This window comes from Fulvivirga sedimenti (assembly GCF_020328055.1).
In genome coordinates this window covers 1,264,842-1,287,207 of the sequence record NZ_JAIXNE010000001.1, presented here as the reverse complement: position 1 = coordinate 1,287,207, position 22,366 = coordinate 1,264,842, and the positions used below count along the sequence as shown (strand labels likewise).

Annotated in this window: 28 protein-coding genes; 18 read left to right on the top strand and 10 right to left on the bottom strand. The window is 43.5% G+C overall.

Annotated features, from left to right (window positions below; translation table 11 throughout):
- The first annotated feature begins 57 nt into the window (after nt 1–57).
- On the top strand, nt 58–618 hold the full coding sequence (locus LDX50_RS05975; RefSeq protein ID WP_225697498.1) for a methyltransferase family protein: 561 nt from the start codon (nt 58–60) through the stop codon (nt 616–618).
- Here LDX50_RS05975 and LDX50_RS05970 read toward each other — a convergent pair whose 3' ends face one another.
- The 5 genes from LDX50_RS05970 to LDX50_RS05950 are packed head-to-tail and all read right to left on the bottom strand — an operon-like array spanning nt 619 to nt 4,068.
- A complete protein-coding gene (locus LDX50_RS05970) occupies nt 619–1,389 on the bottom strand; it encodes a TIGR00266 family protein (RefSeq protein ID WP_225697497.1) in 771 nt (256 codons plus the stop codon).
- Nucleotides 1,386–1,610 (bottom strand): hypothetical protein, encoded by a 225-nt coding sequence (locus tag LDX50_RS05965; protein ID WP_225697496.1) that lies wholly within the window; start codon nt 1,608–1,610, stop codon nt 1,386–1,388. The genes LDX50_RS05970 and LDX50_RS05965 overlap by 4 nt, the downstream gene beginning before the upstream one ends.
- A 4-nt stretch (nt 1,611–1,614) precedes the next feature.
- Nucleotides 1,615–3,162 (bottom strand): glutamate--tRNA ligase, encoded by a 1,548-nt coding sequence (gltX, locus tag LDX50_RS05960; protein ID WP_225697495.1) that lies wholly within the window; start codon nt 3,160–3,162, stop codon nt 1,615–1,617.
- Between the two features lie 60 nt (nt 3,163–3,222).
- Nucleotides 3,223–3,687, bottom strand: coding sequence for a hypothetical protein (locus tag LDX50_RS05955; RefSeq protein ID WP_225697494.1), 465 nt, complete (start codon nt 3,685–3,687; stop codon nt 3,223–3,225).
- A 3-nt stretch (nt 3,688–3,690) separates the two neighbouring features.
- Nucleotides 3,691–4,068, bottom strand: coding sequence for a RidA family protein (locus tag LDX50_RS05950; protein ID WP_225697493.1), 378 nt, complete (start codon nt 4,066–4,068; stop codon nt 3,691–3,693).
- A 43-nt stretch (nt 4,069–4,111) separates the two neighbouring features.
- On the opposite strand from LDX50_RS05950, the gene LDX50_RS05945 reads away from it, so the two are divergent.
- A complete protein-coding gene (locus tag LDX50_RS05945; RefSeq protein WP_225697492.1) occupies nt 4,112–4,768 on the top strand; it encodes a 3-hydroxyacyl-CoA dehydrogenase family protein in 657 nt (218 codons plus the stop codon).
- A gap of 11 nt (nt 4,769–4,779) precedes the next feature.
- Here the strand turns inward: LDX50_RS05945 and LDX50_RS05940 are convergent, their stop codons facing one another.
- A complete protein-coding gene (locus LDX50_RS05940) occupies nt 4,780–5,064 on the bottom strand; it encodes a hypothetical protein (protein WP_225697491.1) in 285 nt (94 codons plus the stop codon).
- Between the two features lie 126 nt (nt 5,065–5,190).
- Nucleotides 5,191–5,622, bottom strand: coding sequence for an RrF2 family transcriptional regulator (locus LDX50_RS05935; RefSeq protein WP_225697490.1), 432 nt, complete (start codon nt 5,620–5,622; stop codon nt 5,191–5,193).
- A gap of 120 nt (nt 5,623–5,742) precedes the next feature.
- Here LDX50_RS05935 and LDX50_RS05930 point away from each other — a divergent pair, with 120 nt between their 5' ends.
- The 10 genes from LDX50_RS05930 (at nt 5,743) to LDX50_RS05885 (ending at nt 13,399) form a co-directional block, all read left to right on the top strand.
- Entirely contained in the window at nt 5,743–6,234 is a 492-nt protein-coding gene (locus tag LDX50_RS05930) for a c-type cytochrome (RefSeq protein WP_225697489.1), read from the top strand.
- A 6-nt stretch (nt 6,235–6,240) separates the two neighbouring features.
- Nucleotides 6,241–6,813 (top strand): fasciclin domain-containing protein, encoded by a 573-nt coding sequence (locus LDX50_RS05925; RefSeq protein WP_225697488.1) that lies wholly within the window; start codon nt 6,241–6,243, stop codon nt 6,811–6,813.
- Nucleotides 6,814–6,843: 30 nt separating this feature from the next.
- Nucleotides 6,844–8,808, top strand: coding sequence for a Sec-dependent nitrous-oxide reductase (gene nosZ, locus LDX50_RS05920; protein ID WP_225697487.1), 1,965 nt, complete (start codon nt 6,844–6,846; stop codon nt 8,806–8,808).
- Between the two features lie 78 nt (nt 8,809–8,886).
- Nucleotides 8,887–9,495 carry a hypothetical protein gene (locus LDX50_RS05915; RefSeq protein WP_225697486.1) on the top strand — a complete coding sequence of 203 codons (609 nt, stop codon included), beginning with the start codon at nt 8,887–8,889 and terminating at the stop codon, nt 9,493–9,495.
- A 24-nt stretch (nt 9,496–9,519) separates the two neighbouring features.
- Nucleotides 9,520–9,951: a nitrous oxide reductase accessory protein NosL gene (locus LDX50_RS05910; RefSeq protein ID WP_225697485.1), complete on the top strand. Its 432-nt coding sequence runs from the start codon at nt 9,520–9,522 to the stop codon at nt 9,949–9,951.
- Between the two features lies 1 nt (nt 9,952).
- A complete protein-coding gene (locus tag LDX50_RS05905) occupies nt 9,953–10,249 on the top strand; it encodes a cupin domain-containing protein (RefSeq protein ID WP_225697484.1) in 297 nt (98 codons plus the stop codon).
- Nucleotides 10,250–10,256: 7 nt separating this feature from the next.
- Nucleotides 10,257–10,685 carry a CopD family protein gene (locus tag LDX50_RS05900; protein ID WP_225697483.1) on the top strand — a complete coding sequence of 143 codons (429 nt, stop codon included), beginning with the start codon at nt 10,257–10,259 and terminating at the stop codon, nt 10,683–10,685.
- The gene (locus LDX50_RS05895; RefSeq protein WP_225697482.1) at nt 10,682–11,920 is read left to right on the top strand and encodes a nitrous oxide reductase family maturation protein NosD; all 1,239 of its coding nucleotides are present in this window, start codon (nt 10,682–10,684) and stop codon (nt 11,918–11,920) included. The genes LDX50_RS05900 and LDX50_RS05895 overlap by 4 nt, the downstream gene beginning before the upstream one ends.
- Nucleotides 11,917–12,624, top strand: coding sequence for an ABC transporter ATP-binding protein (locus LDX50_RS05890; RefSeq protein WP_225697481.1), 708 nt, complete (start codon nt 11,917–11,919; stop codon nt 12,622–12,624). The genes LDX50_RS05895 and LDX50_RS05890 overlap by 4 nt, the downstream gene beginning before the upstream one ends.
- Nucleotides 12,617–13,399, top strand: a complete 783-nt coding sequence (locus LDX50_RS05885; RefSeq protein ID WP_225697480.1) for an ABC transporter permease — start codon at nt 12,617–12,619, stop codon at nt 13,397–13,399. Before LDX50_RS05890 ends, LDX50_RS05885 begins: the two co-directional genes overlap by 8 nt.
- A gap of 92 nt (nt 13,400–13,491) precedes the next feature.
- On the opposite strand, the gene glmS is transcribed toward LDX50_RS05885, so the two are convergent.
- Genes glmS through LDX50_RS05870 form a run of 3 tightly spaced genes read right to left on the bottom strand, consistent with a single transcriptional unit; the run spans nt 13,492 to nt 17,560 of the window.
- Nucleotides 13,492–15,327 (bottom strand): glutamine--fructose-6-phosphate transaminase (isomerizing), encoded by a 1,836-nt coding sequence (glmS, locus tag LDX50_RS05880; RefSeq protein WP_225697479.1) that lies wholly within the window; start codon nt 15,325–15,327, stop codon nt 13,492–13,494.
- Between the two features lie 3 nt (nt 15,328–15,330).
- Nucleotides 15,331–16,764, bottom strand: a complete 1,434-nt coding sequence (locus LDX50_RS05875; protein WP_225697478.1) for a DUF4270 family protein — start codon at nt 16,762–16,764, stop codon at nt 15,331–15,333.
- Nucleotides 16,754–17,560: a glycogen/starch synthase gene (locus tag LDX50_RS05870; RefSeq protein ID WP_225697477.1), complete on the bottom strand. Its 807-nt coding sequence runs from the start codon at nt 17,558–17,560 to the stop codon at nt 16,754–16,756. Before LDX50_RS05870 ends, LDX50_RS05875 begins: the two co-directional genes overlap by 11 nt.
- Before the next feature lie 125 nt (nt 17,561–17,685).
- Between LDX50_RS05870 and panC the strand changes: the two genes are divergently transcribed.
- The 6 genes from panC (at nt 17,686) to LDX50_RS05840 (ending at nt 22,332) form a co-directional block, all read left to right on the top strand.
- Nucleotides 17,686–18,534 (top strand): pantoate--beta-alanine ligase, encoded by an 849-nt coding sequence (panC, locus tag LDX50_RS05865; RefSeq protein WP_225697476.1) that lies wholly within the window; start codon nt 17,686–17,688, stop codon nt 18,532–18,534.
- Between the two features lie 4 nt (nt 18,535–18,538).
- On the top strand, nt 18,539–18,889 hold the full coding sequence (gene panD / locus LDX50_RS05860) for an aspartate 1-decarboxylase (RefSeq protein WP_225697475.1): 351 nt from the start codon (nt 18,539–18,541) through the stop codon (nt 18,887–18,889).
- Between the two features lie 6 nt (nt 18,890–18,895).
- Nucleotides 18,896–19,921: a lysylphosphatidylglycerol synthase transmembrane domain-containing protein gene (locus LDX50_RS05855; RefSeq protein ID WP_225697474.1), complete on the top strand. Its 1,026-nt coding sequence runs from the start codon at nt 18,896–18,898 to the stop codon at nt 19,919–19,921.
- Between the two features lie 4 nt (nt 19,922–19,925).
- Entirely contained in the window at nt 19,926–20,408 is a 483-nt protein-coding gene (gene rfaE2, locus LDX50_RS05850) for a D-glycero-beta-D-manno-heptose 1-phosphate adenylyltransferase (protein WP_225697473.1), read from the top strand.
- Between the two features lie 7 nt (nt 20,409–20,415).
- Nucleotides 20,416–21,105, top strand: a complete 690-nt coding sequence (locus LDX50_RS05845) for a zinc metallopeptidase (protein WP_225697472.1) — start codon at nt 20,416–20,418, stop codon at nt 21,103–21,105.
- An 84-nt stretch (nt 21,106–21,189) separates the two neighbouring features.
- Nucleotides 21,190–22,332, top strand: a complete 1,143-nt coding sequence (locus LDX50_RS05840) for an acyl-CoA dehydrogenase (RefSeq protein ID WP_225697471.1) — start codon at nt 21,190–21,192, stop codon at nt 22,330–22,332.
- Nucleotides 22,333–22,366: the final 34 nt, after the last annotated feature.

Sequence of the window (22,366 nt, the reverse complement as noted above, 5' to 3'; positions counted from 1 at the left end):
TTCGGACAAATATAAACATCCTCAGGGATTATTTGACCGCCGGGAAATAGTTGAATTATGTCTTATGCCCTCCTAATAGCTGCCTGGATTATGTACTTCTTTCTGCATAGTTTTCTGGCCACAGATAAAGTAAAAAGCAAATTTCCGGGTTCCGCCAGGAACTATCGACTACTCTATTCCGCTTTTTCGACGGTTGCGCTCCTGCTATTACTTTTCTACAATGCATGGATAGGGGGTGACCGCTTATTTGGTCGCTCGGATTTTCTGAAATATATATCGTTGTTTTTAGCTGGCGGTGGGGTACTTATCATCAATGCCGCATTCAGGAATTATTCAGCCCGTGCTTTTCTCGGACTGACTGAAGAGCCGGATCAGGGATTGGTTACTTCCGGCATCAATGCCTGGGTGCGCCACCCATTGTATTCGGGAACGATACTTATCACGCTGGGATTTTTTCTGTTTGACCCGAGAGCAGCCACACTCATCAGTGTTGCCTGTGTTTGGATTTACCTGTTGATAGGTATCCGCCTTGAAGAACGAAAACTTATTCTGCGGTACGGAAAAGCCTATGAGAAATACCGGGAGGAGGTTGCCGCCATTATTCCTTTCCTGTTGTAACTATGGTTCCAGAAAATCTCCGAGAATCGAACCCGATTCCTTACGCCGGTTCTTGCCATAGGGTGCGAGGGCCTGAATGAGTTTCCGTATCGGCATGGATTGGAGCCAAACACGTCCGGTTCCACGAATGGAAGCCAGAAATATTCCTTCACCACCAAATATCATAGATCTCAATCCGCCGGATTGAATGATATCAAAATCCAGTGATGATTCGTAAGCCACAATACACCCGGTATCAATACGCAAAGATTCATTATTGAGCTGCCGTTCAATCAGGGTTCCTCCGGCATGTACGAATGCCATTCCGTCGCCGCTCAGTTTTTGAAGGATGAAACCTTCGCCACCCACAAGGCCTGTTCCGATTCGCTTGTTAAGTGTAATTGTGAGTTGTGTTCCAAGCGCGGCGCAGAGAAACCCGTCTTTTTGAACGATGAGTTCATTGCCTTGTGCCTGTGCCAGATTGATGGGAACGATTGTGCCCGGGTACGGTGCCGAAAATCCCAGGCGTGCACGTTTGGAACCCAGGTTTGTGAAGTGTGTCATGAAAATGGATTCACCTGTGAGTACACGCGTTCCAACCTGGATGAGTTTTCCGAGAAAATCCTGTGCCGCGGCACTTCCATCACCCATCTTGGTGTCGAATTGAATGCCGTCTTCCATGTACAGCATGGCTCCAGCTTCTGCTATAACCGTTTCTCCCGGATCAAGCTCCACTTCTACAATCTGGATGCTCTCACCTATGATACGGTAATCAATTTCATGGGATCTCATTCCTCCTCGTCTTTTGATGTACCCTTTTTAATTTCGTCAATATCTTCCCTGTTCGCAAGTTTCTTATCCTCAACATTTCTGTTCAGGAATTCATTGATCTTATCGATATTAAAACTGGATTGAATTTCTCCAAAGGAATCGATCCGGATGTCAAATCCTTCCAACTCCTTATTCACGGAGGGCTTTTTCTTTTCGGGTTTGGTTGACTTCTTCTTTTTCATCTTATCAGCCGGCAGCAACCGGTAATTTTTCTATGGCATTATTCAAACGGAGTGCAGTTTCTTCCTTACCCAGAATTTCCAGGATTTTCATCAGATCTGGTCCTGTTCCGCTTCCTGTTACAGCCAGCCTGAGAGCCTGCATCACCTGTCCTAATTTAACGCCTTTTTCTTCAAGAAGGTTGTCCAGTGTTTCTTTTGCCGACTCCGCCGTTAAGGAATCCAGGGCCAGGATTCTTTCCCGAAGACCGGTAAGGAATTCAACAGCCAGCGGATTCCATTTTTTCTGAACCACCTGTTCATCCCACTCATGCGGGGTTGTAAACAGAAATTTACTTTCTTTCCACAGATCCGAAGGATACGTAATACGCCCCTTAAGTATTTCGCATACTTTCCCGAGGTCGATCTCTCCATACGCAATACCATTTGCATCGAGGTCGTGCTTCAGGTAAACAGCCAGGTCAGCGGCACTCATGTTATTGAGATACTGCTGGTTGAACCAGCGTGCCTTGTCGATATCGAATTTCGCGCCGGATTTATTGATACGTTCTATACTGAAATTATCAATCAACTCCTTTATGCTGAAAATTTCCTGTTCTGTACCGGGATTCCATCCCAGGAAGGCCAGAAAATTAATGAAGGCCTGTGGAATATAGCCAGCTTCACGGAATCCATGATAGATTTCTGCATTCCCATCCTTATCCGGAAAACTTCCGGAGATCGGGAAAACAGGGAATCCATGCTTGTCACCATCCCGCTTGCTAAGTTTGCCGTTACCATCGGGTTTAAGCAACAGAGGCAGATGGGCAAATTGAGGCATCGTATCTTCCCAGCCCAGGAACCGGTATAGGAGAACATGGAGCGGTGCACTCGGCAGCCATTCTTCACCCCGTATCACATGCGTGATTTTCATCAAATGATCATCTACGACATTTGCCAGGTGATAGGTAGGCATTCCGTCTGATTTCATTAATACCTTGTCATCAATAGCGGAAGAATGTACCATTACCCACCCACGAACCAAATCATGAAGACGAACTTCTTCCTTACGCGGCACTTTGAGACGGATCACATAGGGTTCACCGGATGCCAGCCGTTCTTTCACTTCATCGTCAGACAGCGTAATGGAATTTTTCATCTGCATCCGGGTGATGGAATTATACTGAAGGGATGCGACACGACTTTCCTTCAGGCGTTCCCGCATGGCGTCCAGTTCCTCCGGGGTATCAAAAGCGTAATAGGCATGTCCGTGGTCCAGCAGATACTGCGCATATTTTGCATAGATATCTTTACGTTCCGATTGACGGTACGGACCGTATGGGCCTCCGATTACCGGGCCTTCGTCGTATTCAATTCCGGCCCATTTCAGTGCTTCCAGGATATATTCCTCTGCGCCCGGGACATATCGGTTTTGATCTGTATCCTCAATTCGAAGGATCATTTTGCCGTTGTGCTTCCGGGCGAAAAGATAATTATACAGCGCGGTTCTGATCCCGCCAATGTGCAATGCGCCGGTCGGGCTGGGGGCAAATCTTACACGAACTTCTTTCTCCATACGATCCATTGTTTTAGGGCCGCAAAAGTACGAAAAGTTGAAGAACCATGATAGCTGACATCAGTCTATATTGAGTTTCTCCATTAATAAGTTATGAGAAATATGAACCTGTTTTTTAAAATTCATCATGACGATCACATAGTTGAGCAGGCCCATGGCAAAAGCCAGTGCCGCATATTCATAATTCTGTTTTGTAAAGAGCAGGAATGCACCTGCGGCACCCGTAATCATCGTCCAGAAGACCAGGAACATTGCTGAACTGAAGAATAACTTATATCGCAGAAATATGATCGTACCATGGCGTGTCTGGTCAAGCTGGCCCTCGATCAATGGCACATAATTATTCGGGTGCGAAAGACTTTGTGATATCCGGAAATGATCATCGGCAATAAGACCCTGGAATGCCGCCCCCTTACTTTTTTGTCGCTCCACAGCGGGCATCGTTGCCAGTTGCAGCCTCAGCAGTACTTCCTGCGGAGGTAAGGTGGAAACAACGGTTTCTGATTTGTAGGGGATGAGTGTCATTACTTACGAAATGGCAATACAGGATATTTCTACATTCACAAATTTAGGTAATGCACTTACCTCAACAGTTTCACGTGCCGGAGGGTTAGACGTAAAAAACTCTCCATAAACGGCGTTAACTTTTGCGAAATTATTCATGTCGGTAACGAAAATCGAACATTTAACGACATGCGAAAAATTCATACCGGCCTCGGATAAGATAGCCCCAAGATTTTTCATTACCTGCCGGGTTTCATTCTCGATTGAATCATTAATGAGCTCTCCGGAAGCCGGATCAATAGCTATTTGTCCCGAAACGTAGAGGGTGGAGCCACTTTTAACGGCCTGACTGTACGGGCCTATGGGGGCGGGTGCGTCGGGTGTTTGCACGATAGTTTTCATATGTCGGATAATTAATGGATTTTTGTTTTCTAATCTACGAAGTATGCAGTTTTTAGTAATCGGAGACCAGTCACTTTTTGATGAACTTAGGAAAAAATTGGGGAATGATCATCATTTTACCCATGTGGAGGGCATTGAACTCCTGGAATATAACAATCAGTTTGACTGCGTTTTTGATTTTACCGCCGAAGAATCCATTGACAATATTTCTGAATTGCTCGAGGGCGTTGATGCCGGATTATATTTTATAAATGCTGTGAAGAGCTCACTTCACGAAATATCATTTCTGCTGGGAGAATTGCCCTCATCAGTGATTGGCTTCAATGGGTTGCCGGGATTTCTGGATCGTGACATCTGGGAAGTTACTACACTGGAGAATGAATTACCCGCGGGTATCGCGGATTTACCCATACGATTTGTGCGCGTAGATGACCGGGTTGGTATGGTTACGCCGCGTGTGATCTGTATGATCATTAATGAGGCATACTACACCGTTCAGGAAGGAACTGCATCAAGGGAAGATATTGATCTCGGGATGAAGCTGGGAACAGGTTACCCTTACGGGCCGTTCGAGTGGGCTGAAAGAATCGGAATTCAGCATGTTTATGAGTTACTGGAAGCGATGTATGAAGATACCAGGGATGAACGCTATAAGATTTGTCCGCTTCTGAAAAAGGAATATTTAAAAAATGAGAATTGAACTCGCTTCTTTTATAAGATAACTGAAATAATTCCCAGGAGCAGAAACAGCATTATACCGAGAAATGAAATTATGAACTGCTGGTAGAGGTTGCCCACCTTACCTTCTTTGTTAAAAGAAACTTCCTTGTAAATCGGCAGGTATTTAAATATTTTTCCCTTTACAAAAAATCCCGAATTAAATAAGGTCGCGTTCTGTTCGTTTTTCCTGAGGTAGTCAACAATCCGTATACTCACAAAAAGATTGTACCAAAGGAAAAAAAGGGCGACTCCACCAAAAATGATTGCGGCATTCATCAGTGTTTTTTTTAAAAACTCTGAGGCCTTTCATTTAGTTCCCGACTATTCTACTGTAATCGACTTGGCCAGGTTTCTGGGCTGAACCGGTTGAACTATTGGAGTTTATAGCAGACCAGCGACAGTTTATTTTGGGAATTCCCAGTAATCTTCCGGGATGGTAGTAACCAGTTCCTGAATCCTTGTTTCTTGCAGCATTTGATTAAATTCAGTTTTGTATATACCGACCTTGTCATGGAGCGGACAAGGTTTCTTCAGGTTACATTGGCTAATCCCCAAAACACAGGAATCAACCGACTGGTTGCCTTCGGTTACACGAACAATATCCAGCAGGGTACTTTGATAATTTGATTCATCCAAATAGAAACCTCCATTTTTTCCTTTGGTGGAAGATATAATGCCGTGGCGGGCCATGTCCTGAAGGATTTTTGCCAGGTATGATTCAGATACTTTCACTTCCTTGTACATATCCCGGGTTAGAATTTTCTTTTTTGCGCTTGAATACATGCCGAGATAAATCACGGCTTTGATAGCATATTTAGTTGTTTTTGAAAACATCTGATACTGTAAAAGCTTATTAACAATAATAAAGGATATAAATATCTTTTTATATGATTAAGATCATATTTTTTCAATCAGCGGCCAATTAGATTTGTCCTGTACTTACAAAAAGCCGTTATGAAAAAGCATTGGATAATCGTTTTATTAATCATGGGGTTGGTTGCACAAAGTTGCGGTTCAAAAACCGACAAGGATGATGTTCCGCAATCCCTTTCTACCCCAAACAAGGATAACACATCTTCCGCCTCTGTCAAAGCTTCTGAGCAAATTGATCTTTCCAATAAAGGTGTGGGACCTGTCGAAAGTGTTGTAATTAATGCTGAAATCGATATGGATTTGGCTGCAGAAGGAGAGAAGATTTACAATCAAATGTGTACGGCCTGCCACAAGATCGGCCAGACATTCATAGGTCCGCCGCCAAATGGAATTCTGGATCGAAGAAGTCCGGAATGGGTAATGAATATGATTCTGGCTCCTGAATTGATGGTTCAGGAAGACCCTCTTGCCAGAGCCCTTTTGGCTGAGTTTAATGGATCGCCAATGGCCAATCAAAACCTAACGGAGGAACAGGCACGGGCAGTTCTAGAATATTTCAGAACATTAAATTGACCTATTATGAAAACCTACAATCATTTAATCACAGCATTAATACTACTTAATGTCTTGTTCATTATTGGATGTTCAAATCCATCCTCAACAGAAGTTGAGGATAATCGGTCCGCTGGAGTCGAGGTTGGCAAGGAGCAGGGCCAGGCATTTATTTCCGATGAGGCGTCGGCACCAAATATTCTGAACATTGCCGTTAAATCGGCCGATCATTCCACACTTGTTGCCGCTGTTCAGGCTGCCGACTTAGAAAATGCACTCGTGAATGCCGGTCCCCTTATGGTATTTGCCCCTACAAATGCGGCATTTGATGCACTTCCGGAAGGAACGGTTGAAAGCCTGCTTAAACCAGAGAATAAGGACGCACTTGCCAACATCTTAAAATATCATGTTACTCCCGGCAATTATGATAAAGAGTTTCTCAAAAAATTTAAAAAGCTGGGACAGGCCAACGACCAGAGCGTATCAGTCGACGTTGATGGCGATGACGTCTATGTGGGGGGTGCCAAGATCATAGCAAGCATACCTGCGAGCAACGGGATCATCCATGTCGTAGATAAGGTCATACTTCCTCCTCAATAATTTTCATCCTTAACCAAAAGATCTATACCAATGAAAAAGCAAATATTGTATTACATATTGTCCTTTATGATGCTGATAAGCATTATTGGGATAACCAGCTGCAATCAGAACGGAAGTTCGAAGAGCGGTGCGCTGCTTTCGAGTGCTGCCGAGAAAGTCTATGTTGCTCCAGGCGAGCAGGATGAATTCTATGCGTTTTTATCCGGTGGGTACAGCGGGAATCTCACGGTTTACGGACTTCCTTCCGGGAGAATGTTCAAGGAAATACCTGTTTTTTCACAGTTTCCAACTTCAGGTTACGGCTATTCAGAAGAAACAAGACCCATGCTTAATACATCACACGGACCTGTTCCTTGGGATGATTTGCACCACCCTGACATTTCCCAGACCAACGGTGAACTGGATGGTCGCTGGATATTCGTAAATGGAAATAATACACCGCGTATTGCCCGTGTTAGTCTGAGCACATTTGAAACTGAGGAAATCATCGAGATTCCTAATAGTGCCGGTAATCACAGCTCTTCTTTTATAACAGAAAATACCGAATATGTTGTGGCAGGCACACGGTTTTCAGTTCCTGTACCTCAACGCGATATGGAGATCAGCGAATATAAAGGAAATTTCAAGGGTGCATTGACATTCATATCAGTAGGACCCGAACATGGGAATCTCGAAATTAAGTTTCAAATTCTCATGCCAGGATTCAATTATGACCTTTCGCATCCTGGCAGGGGCAAATCGCATGGCTGGTTCTTCTTCACCACCTATAACACAGAAGAAGCCAATAGCCTGATGGAAGTTAACTCTTCACAAAATGATAAGGATTTCATTGCTGCCATTAACTGGAAGAAGATCGAAGAGTATGTTAATAATGGCGGTGGAACAATGATGCCAGCCAATTATGCCCATAATGTTTACGATGAAGATAAACACTCCGCAACCTCCACTATGATTAATGAGGTACTAACTGTAAATCCAGCAGACGTTCCCGGCGCAGTATTCTTCCTTCCCACACCTAAATCGCCCCATGGATGTGATGTTGATCCTTCAGGGCAATATATAATTGGAGCAGGTAAACTTTCTGCAGATCTTACGGTGCATTCTTTTGATAAAATGATAGCAGCCATTGATGCGGGTAAATTTGACGGCGATGCATATGGAATTCCTATTCTCAAATTTGAAGAGGTTCTCGCTGGTACAGTGAAAAGTGGAGGTCTTGGTCCGCTGCATACAGAGTTTGATGCTGAAGGCAATGCCTATACTACCTTTTTCATATCTTCAGAAGTGGTTAAATGGAAGATAGGCACATGGGAAGTTGTTGACCGCAAACCTACTTTTTATTCTGTGGGACATTTAATGATTCCCGGGGGAAATTCCCGAAAGCCGTTTGGTAAGTATGTTGTGGCGATGAATAAAATCACCAAAGACAGGTATCTTCCAACAGGCCCTGAAATGGAGCACTCTGCCCAGATATACGATATTTCAGGAGAAAAAATGGAACTTCTGTATGACTTCCCCACACATGGTGAACCACACTATGCTGCTGGATGTCCGGCAGATTTGCTTCGTCCCAATTCTAAAAAGTTTTACAGATTGGATGAAAATAACCACCCATTTGCTACAAAAACAGCCGCAGATGCACGTGTTGAGAGGGATGGCAAAGACGTTCATATTTATATGACAACCATAAGAAGTCACTTTACTCCTGACAATATTGAAGGGATTAAAGTTGGAGATCGGGTATACTTCCATGTTACCAACCACGAGCAGGATTTCGATGTACCGCATGGCTTTGCTGTACTTGGTGCTAATACATCGGAGATTCTTGTCATGCCCGGACAAACCAAGACAATTGTTTGGGAACCCAAATATGTCGGAGTATGGCCATTCTATTGTACAGATTTTTGTTCTGCGCTACACCAGGAGATGCAGGGATATGTTCGCGTTTCACCTGCAAATGCATCAATAGAGTTATCCTGGTCATTAGGAGAATAATTCATAATTAGGCACAGAGGGAGAACTGCTGATATTAATTATCGCGTCTCCCTCTTAAAAATGTGAGATGAAAGAGCAATGAAAAAGGCAAGCGTAATTATGATTTTCGGAGCACTCCTTGTTCTTGGATTATATGTGTACCCGTTATGGCAAATAATGCTCGGAGCTCCTCAATATCCCGATCCGTTGGGTATGAACATACATATCGATGGGATTCGTGGTGCCAGTGAATTTGATATCCAGAATATCGATGGATTGAATCACTATATCGGAATGCAAAAGCTTCCAAAGGCAGAAGAAATGTGGGAATTCAAAACATTTCCATTAATCATTGGCACAATGATTGGCTTTGGGGTACTGATTGGAATAATGGGGTATCTGGGGAAAGTGGGATATCAATGGTTCCTTGGGTGGTTTATACTAATGATTGTGTTAGGGTCTCTGGGTATCTATGACTTCAATAAATGGATGATTGATTATGGAACAAATCTCGATCCAGACGCCATTATGAAGCTTACTAATCCGGATGGTACACCGATGACCTATAAACCACCAATTCTTGGGCATACAAAGATGTTGAATTTTGATGTAACATCGCTTCCGGCCACGGGTGCATGGATGATGTTCTCCGGAATGATCCTTTCGCTCCTTGCAACTTATGTCGGTTGGAAATCAAAAGAAAAATGAAGAGTAACAATCATTTGAGATCCAATGAACGATAGATTTCTTTTGCCTGTATTTGTTTGCGTTCTGATAAGCGCATGTTCTGTAGAGCCCAAGCAGATTAATTATGGCGTTGATCATTGTCACTATTGTCGCATGACGATTGTAGATCAGCATCATTCTGCACAGCTCGTAAATGATAAAGGAAAGGCATTCAACTTTGACGCGGTTGAGTGCATGATCAATCAAATCAATTCAGGAAATTATCATGACGGGGCATTATTTCTGGTAAGTGCATTTGATAATCCGGGTGTTCTTTATGACGTCAGTTCCGCAACATTTCTGATCAGCGAAGGGATACCCAGTCCAATGGGTAAAAATCTCACCGCTTTTCATAGTAATGAAGAAGCGCAAAAGACCAGGGATGAGCTTGGCGGTACTCTTTTTGGATGGAATGAACTTCAAAACAGATTTGATTGAAATGATGAATAATGTAAACAATTTGATCACTGATCAGATAATTGATGGTCTGAATATTCAACATCTGATTAAAACTGACAGATTTGAAATACTCAGTATTTCTCTTGAAAAAGGAAGTGACTTCCCGGAACATGTGAGTCCGGTTCAGGCGACACTCGTGGTGATTCAAGGCTTGATCGATTTCAAAATTGAAGACCGGGTTTTCAGACTGATGCCTCAGCAGTCAATATCATTTCACCCAAATGTTAAACATTCAGTAAGGGCGCTGGAAAATGCAAAGTTTTTAATTGTCAGATAACCGAGGTATGAGGCTGATTATAATATTGCATATCCTTTCTGCAACCATCTGGACCGGTGGCCATCTGGTGCTCACGATGGCATTTTTACCGGCAGCCTGGAAGAAAAACGATTTCAGCGTCATTGAAAGTTTTGAAAGCAGATATGAGAAGATTGGTATCCCTTCCCTGTTGATCCTGATTGCCACCGGCATTTATATGACAACTATTTATTCACCTGATATTCTATCTTTTGATTTTTCCCGGCATTACACGAAACATCTGCTTTTGAAATATTTACTCATTATTTTCACATTGATGCTGGCGATTCATGCCCGCTTCTTTCTGATCCCGAAACGTTCCATCAAACCACTGGCACTTCATATCCTCATGATTACAATTTTATCAGTGCTTTTTGTTATTCTGGGTTACAGTACACGGTCAGGAGGCATATTATGAGACGTTCATTCATCATCGGTGCAGTTGTTTTCCTTGCCTTCTATTGCAATTTGTACGCTCAAGGATTGACTGTTTGTGGAAGTTGTGAAATCACCTCGATCAATGCAGCAATCCAACTTGCCAATCCGTCAGATACAATTTTGATTAAGGCGGGAAATTATAAAGAGTTCAATATCATCGTAGATAAGCCTCTGACAATCATCGGCGAGGATTATCCGGTCGTTGATGGCATGAAACAGGGTGAGATCTTTCGTGTTACGGCTGATGGCGTGTCTATTCAAAGCCTGCTGATACGAAATGTTGGTGTTAGTTACACTACTGATTATGCTGCGTTACGGGTGGTGGGAAGCCGCGATTTTGTTATTTCGGACAATATTTTTGAAAACCTGTTCTTTGGAATATACCTGGAAAAATCAGCTCATGGAATTGTGCGCGGCAATTCTATCAAGGGGAGTGCAGTGGATGAATATAATTCTGGAAATGGCATTCAGTTATGGTATTCAAAAAATATACTTGTTTCAGATAATCGTTTGGAGAAAACAAGGGACGGTATCTATCTTGAATTTTCAGATTCAATTCGTATAGAAAATAATTATAGTCATGACAATTTGAGATATGGACTGCATTTTATGTTCTCCAATGATAATGTTTATAACGAAAATATTTTTGAAAATAACGGTGCGGGTGTAGCCGTTATGTTTTCACGGCGGATTGTTATGACCCATAATACCTTTCGGAAAAATTGGGGTACAGCTTCCTACGGAATGTTATTAAAGGAGATTAATGATGCCGAAATTCATGACAATATTTTCAGCGAAAATACAATTGGGATAAATATTGAGGGCTCAAACCGCATCAATTACCGGTCGAATCAGTTTATCAGCAATGGATGGGCAGTGAAGGTTTTGGGAGCATGTTATTCCAATGTTTTTTCCGGTAATAACTTTCTGAACAATTCATTTGACCTGTCTTACAATACCAATATGAATGACAATAGCTTCGAAGGCAACTACTGGAGCAGTTATGCGGGATATGACCTGGATAAGGATGGAGTAGGAGATGTTCCATACCGTCCGGTAAAGCTTTTTTCATATGTTGTAAGCCGCACACCTGAAACCCTGATTCTATTGAGAAGTTTATTCATGGACATCATCGATTTCTCTGAAAGGGTATCACCAGTTTTTACGCCCGATGATCTTATTGATCCCAGGCCAAGAATGAAGAAAATACAATGATAGTAATCGAGGGACTATATAAACGCTTTGGGGATAATGACGTGTTAAATGGAATTGAACTCAAAATCCCTGATGGTAAAATTTATGCAATATTAGGTCCGAATGGCTCGGGTAAGACCACACTAATTAAAAGTGTACTGGGATTGGTTATTCCAGATAAAGGGCAAATTACCGTTTCAGGATCGCCTGTGAGTCATCAGTGGTTGTACAGGAGTGAAATAAATTACCTTTCCCAAATCGCGAATTTCCCTGGTAATATCCGTGTCTTGGAACTTATCCGAATGATCAAGGATATTCGTTGCCAGAAAAGTGATGAGCAAAGTCTTATCAGGCGACTTAAACTTGAACCTTTTTTGGACAAAAAACTGGACAAGTTATCCGGAGGCACCAAACAAAAGGTTAACCTTTTACTTACATTCATGTTCGATAATCCAATTCTGATATTGGATGAGCCAACTTCTGGCCTTGATCCGGCAGCCTTGCTGGAACTGAAAGACATTATCCGTGTAAAAAGAGAAACAGGAAAGACTATCATTGTCACGACCCATATCCTGCAATTCGTTGAGGAAATGGCAGATGAGTTAATTTATCTGCTGGAAGGAGATATCTATTTTAAAGGGAGCTTGTCTGAATTACTTCAGAAAACAAATCAGGCTGATCTTGAACATGCAATCGCTGCAATAACCTCGGGCCGTCATGTTTAAAATTCTGAAGTATACTTTTTTTGATCTTATAAGAAGCAGGTGGACGTATGTTTATCTCTTGTTTTATTTTTTGCTTGGTTTTGTTCTTCTCTTCCTAAATAATGATTTGACAAAGGGGATTATTACCCTGATGAATGTGATCATTATTTTGATCCCGCTCATTGCTACTATATTCGGCGTAATGTATTTATATAATGCAAGGGAATTCACAGAATTACTACTTGCCCAACCGCTCCGACGGCGTGCAATTTTTTTGGGTCAGTATTTTGGCGTTACAGGATCTTTAATTTTGAGCCTGTTCGCAGGTCTTGGCATTCCCTTTATCGCATATGGGGTGTTTAAAAGTAGCGCCATATTTGATTTTGTATTGCTGATCATTACAGGATCATTCCTCACGGCCATTTTTACCGGTCTTGCCTTTAATATTGCACTGGCCAATGAAAACAGGATTAAAGGATTTGGCTATGCCATATTGCTCTGGTTATTTATGGCAGTTGTATATGATGGACTCTTCCTTCTTACGCTTGTGTTGTTTGAGGACTATCCTCTGGATGTGTTCTCGCTTACAGCTACTATCTTGAATCCTATCGATCTTTCACGAATCCTGATTCTTCTGAAGCTTGATATTTCAGCATTACTGGGTTATACCGGTGCAGTTTTTAAGTCTTTTATGGGAACAAACCTCGGATTGGGTGCTTCCTTAATAGCCCTTATCCTTTGGACAATCATCCCGCTTTGGACGTTTCTCCGTAGTGCAAGGACAAAGGATTTTTAAACTGATTCAAATCGTTTTCGGAAGGAATATAGTCCATAAACCATTTCCGGAAATGACCTGAGTCGCTGGAAATACTCTTCGTTTTTGTCAGGTTATTCTACCGTAACCGACTTGGCCAGGTTTCTGGGCTGATCCACATTGCATCCGCGCATTACCGCGATGTGATAGGATAAAAGCTGCAACGGAATTACAGAAACCATTGGCATGAGCGCCTCATCGGTGCGTGGCACCTCGATGACAAACTCAGCCATTTGTGGAATGAGCGCATCACCCTCGGTTACGATCGCGATTACCCTTCCTTTACGGGCCTTCACCTCCTGAATGTTGGAAACGACCTTATCATAGGAACTGTCACGTGTAGCGATGAAAACCACCGGCATTTCTTCGTCGATGAGTGCGATCGGACCGTGTTTCATTTCAGCTGCCGGATATCCTTCGGCATGAATGTATGAGATCTCCTTCAACTTCAACGCACCTTCAAGAGCTACCGGGAAGTTATATCCTCTTCCCAGGTACAGGAAGTTTTTTGAGTCTTTAAACTCGTTGGAAATATGTTCAATTTGCGCATCAAGCTTCAGCGCCTGTTCAACTTTAGACGGAATATTTTCCAGCTCCACGAGAAGTTCATGATAGCGGCTTTCAGTGATTGTGCCCTTGGAGTGTGCTACTCGAAGTGCAATCATATTCAGTACCGTCAGTTGTGCGGTGAAAGCTTTTGTGCTGGCAACGCCAATTTCAGGGCCCGCATGCGTATAGGCACCTTCATGACTTGTTCTTGCAATGGATGATCCCACCACATTACACACACCAAAGATGATGGCACCTTTGGATTTAGCCAGCTCAATGGCTGCCAGTGTATCAGCGGTTTCGCCCGACTGGGAAATGGCAATTACGACGTCCCCTTCTTTTATTACAGGGTTTCGGTATCTGAATTCTGAGGCATATTCCACCTCAACCGGTATGCGGCAAAATTCTTCAAAGAAATACTCCGCAACGAGTCCGGCATGCCAGGAGGTTCCACAAGCCACAATGATGATCCTGTCGGCATTGATGAGTTTATTCGCATATTCCCGGATACCTCCCAATACTAACCTGCCATTATTGGCATCAAGGCGTCCACGCATACAATCGCCGATAGAACGGGGTTGCTCAAAGATTTCTTTCAGCATGAAATGCTCGTATCCTCCTTTTTCAATCGCCTCAAGCTCCATATCAAGTGTATGGATGTAGGGTGTCATCGGAATATCCTGGATCGTACGGATATTCAGTTCATTGTTATCTATGACAGCGATTTCCAGGTCGTTGAGATAGACTACCTCATTTGTATATTCTACAATGGGAGTAGCATCCGAAGCCAGAAAAAACTCATTTTTTCCCACCCCGATAACAAGCGGACTTCCTTTGCGGGCTGCGATGAGCATGTCCGGGTTGTCCTTCGACATAATGACGATGGCATAAGCCCCAACTACTTTGGTAAGTGCCAGTCTGACAGCCTCTTCAAGGGTACAGTCGTTATTGATCTGGATATCTTCGATAAAATGTATAAAAACTTCTGAATCCGTTTCACTCAGGAAGGTATGTCCCTTATTGATCAGTTCCTGACGCAGCGCTGAATAGTTCTCGATGATGCCATTATGGATAATCGCCAGATTCTTGCTGTAGGAATAGTGAGGGTGTGCGTTTACATCATTTGGTTCACCGTGTGTCGCCCATCGGGTATGTCCGATCCCGATCGTACTGTCAAGATTTTTATCCTTCAGGTAATTTTCGAGTTCGTTTACACGTCCCTTTTTCTTGTAGATATTGAGACCGCCGTTCATAAGTGCTATTCCGGCACTGTCATATCCGCGGTATTCCAGCCTTTTCAGGCCCTTTATAATTACTTCATGGGCAGGCTTCTGGCCTACATATGCAACGATTCCACACATAATTTACTCTGTATTTGCGTCAGGAATGGTATAATACAATCGAATCTTCATGTTATCCTTATCGGCAATAAACCGTTTAAAGGAACGGTTTTCTGCCCGTATTTGCCCGGAAGCCGGATCAATATCAGACACGGTAATGATCACCTGATCAAATTTATTTCGTCCGGTTAATACCGATTGTAAATATAACGGAATCTCCACCCTGTAACCGTTGATGTCTTCATTATATTCCACATTAGACCGCGGGAATTCGGAAAAAACTTCCGGTATTACGTCATAATAGCCTGCTTCAAGGCTGTCTTTGGTGGTGATCCGGAAAGAGAGAAAATTCGGAAGTTCGAGGGCCGTTCCTTCGTCATCCTGTTCGCCGGCTATATCTTCAAAAAGAAGGACGGCACTTTGTATAATGGGATTGGCAACCGTATCTGCAAATAATTTGAAAGGCGTCATATCCATACTCAGGAAAAGGTTTGTGCCCGCCTGAACATATGCATAGCCTGTGTCGAGCTGAATTTGCTCATAGAATGAATTAATCTCATCAAAATCGGATCCCATCCAGCCCTGATCACGGTTGGGAGCAATGTTGTTGTAGTTAATCGTGCGGCTGAAGGCAAATTTTACTGATTTCTGTCGCAGGGTGTCATCTTCCACCTGGGAATAATAAACTACCATGCGGGTTCTGCCATCGAAAGGTGAATACCGCAGAATAGCGCTGTTGGTCTGCGGACTTCGAAGGTTGAGGCCCTTGAAGTAGGCTGCAAAATCGGTACTGCTGGAAAACTTGGAAGAACTGGTTGTGTCTGTCTTCATTTCCTGGAAAAACTGTTCGCCAAATGCAGGATCCAGCGTTACCCTGGTCATATAGATGTAGTCTCCGTTGGTGTCATAAAGGGATCGTTCATCTGATGAATCAGGCAGATTTGTATCGCTGAAATTCAGGTTGACGGAATCGGGATAAACAAAAAATGTTTTTTCCCCAAGTTTCAGGCCCACTTCCTGTGTGGAATAATTGAAATAATTTTTTTCAAATGCCTGAATTGTATCGGCCAGCTGGTAAACTTCAATACCCTGCTCGGTGAACAGCATCTGGTTGCCAGTCACGCCGTTAATCCGCATCTCAAGTACGAGCGAATCGAAGGAGGCGTCTGCCTGGAACCGTTTCCCGGGATTAACTTCCGGCAATAATACTTCCGAGAAGTGTTCCGCTTTAATAAAACCGAAGTTCTCGTCGGTGTAACTGCCGACAAGCATTGCATCCCTGGCGCGGGAAGAGATATCATCAACCCATACCTGCGATACGTAATCGCGTAAAGGTATTTCTACAAAAAAAATCCCCAGATTATTTTCAGGGGGTAATCCAATGGTATTTTCTTCCTCTCTGCACGAAAAAAATAGAGGGACTGATAAAAGCATCAGTCCCAGTAATCTAGCCCGCAAGTTCATTATATAAGTTGTAATAAGAGTCGGTAATGTTGTCGTCGTTTTCAATTACTTCAAACTTCTTTTGTTCGGTCATTTCTTCAAACGTACCGTTCAGGGTAGAATTGTCCTCGGCCTTAATAACGGCGTCTGAGAACTCCATACCCAGTTTGATGAATCCCATATAATCTGCAGTCTTCAGGTTCTGAAGCATGCTTTCTTCGATATCCATCATGCGCACCTTATCCAGCAGGTCTGTGCTGAATTTATGCTTAAACGGTGTATCATATACGGTGAAAACAGTCTTTGTGTTTTTGAATAACGGATCATTTTTATAGGTCGTCTTCAGATACAACGGAATCAGACTTGTCATCCAGTCGTTACAGTGTACGATGTCGGGAGCCCATCCCAGTTTTCGAACGGTCTCGATCACACCCTTACAGAAGAAGATAGCGCGCTCATCGTTGTCGGCATAGAAGTTATTTTCTTTATCATGGAAGACGGACTTCCTGTGGAAATAATCTTCATTGTCGATGAAATAAACCTGAAGTTTTGCATTGGGAATCGAGGCAACCTTGATAACAAGTGGTTTTTCTTCCTCACCAATAGCAATATTGATTCCCGATAGACGCACCACTTCATGCAACCGGTTCTTGCGTTCGTTGATTAATCCGAATCGCGGCACTAGAATTCTGATCTCCATTCCTTTTTCCTGCATTGCCTGGGGCAATTTTCTCACGAATTCAGCTACTTCGGAAGTTTTAAGAAAGGGATTAATTTCGCTGGCTACATAAAGAATACGAAGTTTTGACATATTAACGGGGGTTTGATTTGCCTTAAACAAGACACAAAAATACAAAATTTTCGCCGGTAATCCGCATATTGTATTTTGAAAAACCTACTTTTGCATCCATTTTACCGGCAATTGTCCCGTTCCTCATGGAGGTTTTTAATCAGATTGAGCCTATTCAGGAATACCTGCAAACGCAGCGTTTTAAGCACAGGAGCATTGGGTTGGTTCCTACAATGGGGGCGTTACACAAGGGCCATGTTTCATTGCTGAATGCCTGTAAACGAGATAACGACATCTCTGTTTGCAGTATTTTCGTAAACCCCACACAATTTAATAATCAGGAAGACCTCGCAGCATATCCCAGGCAGTGGGAGCAGGATCTTGCCATTCTTGAACAAGAAGGCTGTGATGCTGTTTTCTTGCCAGAAGAAAATGAAATGTACCGGGATAATCCGAGGATCAGGTTGAATTTTGGCGAGCTTGAAGAGGTTATGGAGGGTAAATTCCGGCCGGGACATTTTAACGGGGTAGGATTGGTCGTTTCGAAATTATTCCATATCCTGTCTCCGGACAGGGCTTATTTCGGCCAGAAGGACCTGCAGCAGTTTGCCATTATCAGGCAACTGGTAACGGATATGTCCTTTCAGGTTGATTTGATGTGTGAACCCATCATCCGCGAGGAGGATGGTCTTGCGATGTCCAGCAGGAATACAAGGCTGAATCCACAGGAACGGCAAACAGCCACAGCGCTGTACGCAGCATTAAAGCGGGGTGCATCCGCGGTTCTGGAAGGCAAAAATTTGGACGAGATCCGAAGGGATAATATGCAATGGCTTGAGGATCATGGTATTGTCCCTGAGTATTTTGAAATAGTTGATGCAGAAACATTGACGCCGCTGATGAACCATTTTGAGCGAAAGTCGGTTGCGCTATGTGTGGCAGGAAATGTTGGTCCTGTTCGGTTGATCGACAACATTTTAATTGAGAAGGAATAATAAAATGTATATTGAAGTATTAAAATCCAAGATCCACAGGGTGAAGGTAACGCAGGCGGAACTGCATTACGTCGGGAGTATTACGATTGATGAGGATCTGATAGATGCGGCCAATCTTATTCCCGGAGAGAAAGTGCAGATCGTGAATGTGAATAACGGTGAGCGTCTTGAAACCTATGTTATCAAGGGGAAACGGGGAAGTGGTGAGATTTGTATGAATGGTCCCGCGGCAAGAAGAACGCAGGTGGGCGACATTATAATTATTATTTCCTATGCGTCTATGGACTTCGAAGAAGCAAAAAAATTCAAACCAAGTATTATCTTTCCGGACGAAAACAATCAGCTTCTTCAATAATCCTGTATGAACCCAAGGATTAAGAATTCACTAAAGTATATCCTGATGCTGGCCATAACGGGTTTTCTGTTATGGCTTTCCTACACAAATATCGACGTTGCCGAGGGCGAGAGCCGGTGGGATTACATTGTATCTGTATGGGGGAAGGCCGACAAGCCGTTTCTTCTTCTTTCTGCCGTCGCGGCTCTTCTGAGCCATGCGATCCGCGCTGAACGGTGGAAATTGCTGTTGTTCCCCATGGGACATCGCTTTACGCTTCTGCAGGGTTTTATGTCGGTCATGGTGGGATATTTCATTAACCTGGTCATACCGAGAGGCGGCGAAGTGTCGCGTTGCTACAATCTATACCGTCTGAACAAGACGCCTGTTGATGTTTCGCTGGGTACAGTTGTAGCCGAGCGCGTGATCGATTTGTTTTTTCTGATCACCCTGATCGCCGTGGCGTTCGTGGTTGAACTTGATACACTCATGTATTTCTTCCGTTCCGAAGAGATTCGTGAGTTGTCAAATTCGGGTGAGGGTGGAAGCAATTTCCCTTATATGATAGCCGCAGGAGCTGTTATCTTCCTGATTGCTATTTATTTTATTATTCGCTACATCTTCAGGACCCGTCGTTATTTTGCACTCCGTATGGTTTCACATGCCAGAAGGGTGCTGCGAGGAATGAAAAGTGGCGTAATGAGTGTTTTCAGACTTGAGAGCCGGTTCCTGTTCATACTGTATTCGGTAGCGATCTGGGTATTATATTATCTGATGATGTATTTCGTAATGCTGGCGTTCCCGGAAACAGCTCATCTGGGTATTTTTGCAGCCCTTACAATATTTGTGATCGGGGGAATAGCGATGGCAATCCCTTTGCCAGGCGGGGCCGGAAGCTTCCACGTACTGGTGCCGCTGGGTCTCATCATGTTGTATGCCATCCCGGAAAACAAAGCGGGGGCATTTACATTTATTTTTCATGCGTGGCAAACTGTTGTGATAATTGTGACGGGAGCATTATCTTTAATAGGAAGCCAGCTAATGAAAAAATAACCCAATGTCCACCAGCCATAAAATTCTTACCACCGGGGAGGCGGACCAATTGATCAGGCAATGGAAAGGCGACCATGAAAAGATCGTATTTACGAATGGTTGCTTCGATATCATGCACGTGGGCCATCTTGATTACCTTGAAGCCGCACGTCAACTTGGTGATCATCTGATTATTGGTGTGAATACCGATGACTCTGTACGGCGACTGAAAGGATCTAACAGGCCAATTAATGATGCCTATTCCCGCACAAGACTACTCGCATCACTTGAATTTGTGGATGCGGTGATCCTGTTTGATGAAGATACCCCGTATGACCTGATCAAACGGGTTAAACCTGACATTTTGGTTAAGGGAGATGACTATTTGACAGAAAATATAGTTGGTGCGGATATTGTTATAGCAGCAGGAGGCGAGGTGAAGACGCTTCCTTTTACGGAAGGATATTCTTCCACTTCTATTATTGAAAGAATAAGAACCATAAATTGAACAGAATATGTTGTGGATCATTTTTATAGTTTTCGGGATTGCCAGTATGGCGATCAGTTACCGTCTGAAAAGTAAATTCAAAAAATACAGCAAAATACACCTGGAAAAGGATTTGTCAGGAGCAGAGATCGCCAAATTGATGCTCGCCGATAATGGGATACACGATGTAGAGGTGATTTCTGTGAAAGGTAAGCTTACCGATCACTATAATCCAGCGAACAAAACAGTAAACCTGAGTGATGAGGTGTATCACGGTCGGAGTGCGGCAGCCGCAGCTATTGCTGCCCACGAATGCGGTCATGCAGTTCAGCATGCAACCGCCTACAGCATGCTTCAGTTTCGGTCGGCAATGGTGCCTATTCAGAATGCGAGTGCGAAGATTATCAATGTAGTCTTTTTCATTATGCTTTTCGGCAGCGCATTTCTTGGCGCATTTGGAATTAACGTAGCACTGATAGTTTTTGTCGCCTGTTATGGAATATTTACCCTGTTTGCGTTCGTTACGCTGCCGGTAGAATTTGATGCAAGCAAGCGCGCCCTGGCCTGGATACAGGATCGCAACATTGTAAATACACAGGAATATGGTATGGCAAAGGATGCGCTGAAATGGGCGGCAATGACCTATGTTGTGGCGGCATTGGGTTCCCTGGCTACATTGCTCTATTACCTGTCACTGTTTCTTGGCGGAAGGGATTAATAATTTCACTAAAAAATTGTATTTTTGCGGGGCTTTTCGGAGCCCCGTTTTTTATTTATTCACGCTTAAAAATCAAAGAAACCTATGAATTTTGATCTTACGGAAGAACAGATTGCAGTGCGGGACGCGGCACGTGATTTTGCAAGAACGGAACTCTTGCCCGGTGTTATAGAAAGGGATGATAAACAGCAATTTCCTGCGGAGCAAATCCGTAAGATGGGAGAGCTGGGATTTATGGGTATGATGGTTGACCCAAAATATAACGGTGGCGGAATGGATACCGTTTCATACGTCCTGGCAATGGAAGAACTTTCCAAGGTTGATGCATCGTGTTCTGTAGCGATGTCTGTAAACAATTCCCTGGTCTGCTGGGGCCTGGAGAAATTCGGAACGGAAGAGCAAAAAGAGAAATATTTGAAGCGCCTGGCGACCGGCGAAATTATCGGAGCATTTTGTCTTTCTGAGCCTGAAGCAGGATCCGACGCTACCAGTCAGCGTACTACTGCCGAAGATATGGGAGATTACTACCTTTTGAACGGAACCAAGAACTGGATCACCAACGGTAGCAGTGCATCTGTTTATATAGTGATGGCACAGACCCATGTTGAAAAGGGCCATAAAGGAATTAATGCCCTCATTGTTGAAAAGGATATGCCTGGATTTGTTGTTGGAAAGAAGGAAGACAAGCTGGGTATTCGCGGATCAGACACACACTCACTCATGTTCACCGATGTAAAGGTTCCAAAGGAGAACCGGATCGGAGAAGATGGCTTCGGGTTTAAGTTCGCAATGACAACGCTCAATGGAGGCCGTATTGGAATTGCTGCACAGGCGTTGGGTATTGCATCAGGGGCCTATGAACTGGCACTCGCCTATGCACAGGAAAGAAAGGCCTTCGGGAAGAAGATTGCGCATCATCAGGCCATTCAGTTCAAGCTTGCTGACATGGCTACCCAGATCGAAGCAGCTAGAATGTTGTGTCTGAAAGCAGCATTTTTAAAGGATCAGGGAAAGGACTTTGCACAGGCTGGCTCCATGGCCAAGCTATATGCCTCAGAGGTTGCAATGAACGTTACTATTGAAGCTGTACAGGTACATGGCGGTTACGGCTATGTGAAAGAGTATCACGTCGAACGTCTGATGCGGGATGCGAAAATCACCCAGATTTATGAGGGAACATCCGAAATTCAAAGAATCGTGATCGCCCGCGGATTGCTTGACAGCTGATTATTTATTGTGTCAATGGTTGGAAATACTTTTC

Coding starts and splice junctions, on each gene's coding strand:
- LDX50_RS05910 (WP_225697485.1), top strand. CDS start 9,520: ATGAACGATAGATTTCTTTTGCCTGTATTTGTTTGCGTTCTGATAAGC.
- LDX50_RS05885 (WP_225697480.1), top strand. CDS start 12,617: ATGTTTAAAATTCTGAAGTATACTTTTTTTGATCTTATAAGAAGCAGG.
- LDX50_RS05930 (WP_225697489.1), top strand. CDS start 5,743: ATGAAAAAGCATTGGATAATCGTTTTATTAATCATGGGGTTGGTTGCA.
- LDX50_RS05945 (WP_225697492.1), top strand. CDS start 4,112: ATGCAGTTTTTAGTAATCGGAGACCAGTCACTTTTTGATGAACTTAGG.
- LDX50_RS05840 (WP_225697471.1), top strand. CDS start 21,190: ATGAATTTTGATCTTACGGAAGAACAGATTGCAGTGCGGGACGCGGCA.
- panC (WP_225697476.1), top strand. CDS start 17,686: ATGGAGGTTTTTAATCAGATTGAGCCTATTCAGGAATACCTGCAAACG.
- LDX50_RS05855 (WP_225697474.1), top strand. CDS start 18,896: ATGAACCCAAGGATTAAGAATTCACTAAAGTATATCCTGATGCTGGCC.
- LDX50_RS05975 (WP_225697498.1), top strand. CDS start 58: ATGTCTTATGCCCTCCTAATAGCTGCCTGGATTATGTACTTCTTTCTG.
- LDX50_RS05950 (WP_225697493.1), bottom strand. CDS start 4,068: ATGAAAACTATCGTGCAAACACCCGACGCACCCGCCCCCATAGGCCCG.
- LDX50_RS05845 (WP_225697472.1), top strand. CDS start 20,416: ATGTTGTGGATCATTTTTATAGTTTTCGGGATTGCCAGTATGGCGATC.
- LDX50_RS05965 (WP_225697496.1), bottom strand. CDS start 1,610: ATGAAAAAGAAGAAGTCAACCAAACCCGAAAAGAAAAAGCCCTCCGTG.
- LDX50_RS05915 (WP_225697486.1), top strand. CDS start 8,887: ATGAAAAAGGCAAGCGTAATTATGATTTTCGGAGCACTCCTTGTTCTT.
- LDX50_RS05900 (WP_225697483.1), top strand. CDS start 10,257: ATGAGGCTGATTATAATATTGCATATCCTTTCTGCAACCATCTGGACC.
- LDX50_RS05905 (WP_225697484.1), top strand. CDS start 9,953: ATGATGAATAATGTAAACAATTTGATCACTGATCAGATAATTGATGGT.
- LDX50_RS05870 (WP_225697477.1), bottom strand. CDS start 17,560: ATGTCAAAACTTCGTATTCTTTATGTAGCCAGCGAAATTAATCCCTTT.
- LDX50_RS05955 (WP_225697494.1), bottom strand. CDS start 3,687: ATGACACTCATCCCCTACAAATCAGAAACCGTTGTTTCCACCTTACCT.
- nosZ (WP_225697487.1), top strand. CDS start 6,844: ATGAAAAAGCAAATATTGTATTACATATTGTCCTTTATGATGCTGATA.
- LDX50_RS05925 (WP_225697488.1), top strand. CDS start 6,241: ATGAAAACCTACAATCATTTAATCACAGCATTAATACTACTTAATGTC.
- LDX50_RS05890 (WP_225697481.1), top strand. CDS start 11,917: ATGATAGTAATCGAGGGACTATATAAACGCTTTGGGGATAATGACGTG.
- LDX50_RS05935 (WP_225697490.1), bottom strand. CDS start 5,622: ATGTTTTCAAAAACAACTAAATATGCTATCAAAGCCGTGATTTATCTC.
- rfaE2 (WP_225697473.1), top strand. CDS start 19,926: ATGTCCACCAGCCATAAAATTCTTACCACCGGGGAGGCGGACCAATTG.
- LDX50_RS05895 (WP_225697482.1), top strand. CDS start 10,682: ATGAGACGTTCATTCATCATCGGTGCAGTTGTTTTCCTTGCCTTCTAT.
- gltX (WP_225697495.1), bottom strand. CDS start 3,162: ATGGAGAAAGAAGTTCGTGTAAGATTTGCCCCCAGCCCGACCGGCGCA.
- LDX50_RS05970 (WP_225697497.1), bottom strand. CDS start 1,389: ATGAGATCCCATGAAATTGATTACCGTATCATAGGTGAGAGCATCCAG.
- glmS (WP_225697479.1), bottom strand. CDS start 15,327: ATGTGTGGAATCGTTGCATATGTAGGCCAGAAGCCTGCCCATGAAGTA.
- panD (WP_225697475.1), top strand. CDS start 18,539: ATGTATATTGAAGTATTAAAATCCAAGATCCACAGGGTGAAGGTAACG.
- LDX50_RS05940 (WP_225697491.1), bottom strand. CDS start 5,064: ATGAATGCCGCAATCATTTTTGGTGGAGTCGCCCTTTTTTTCCTTTGG.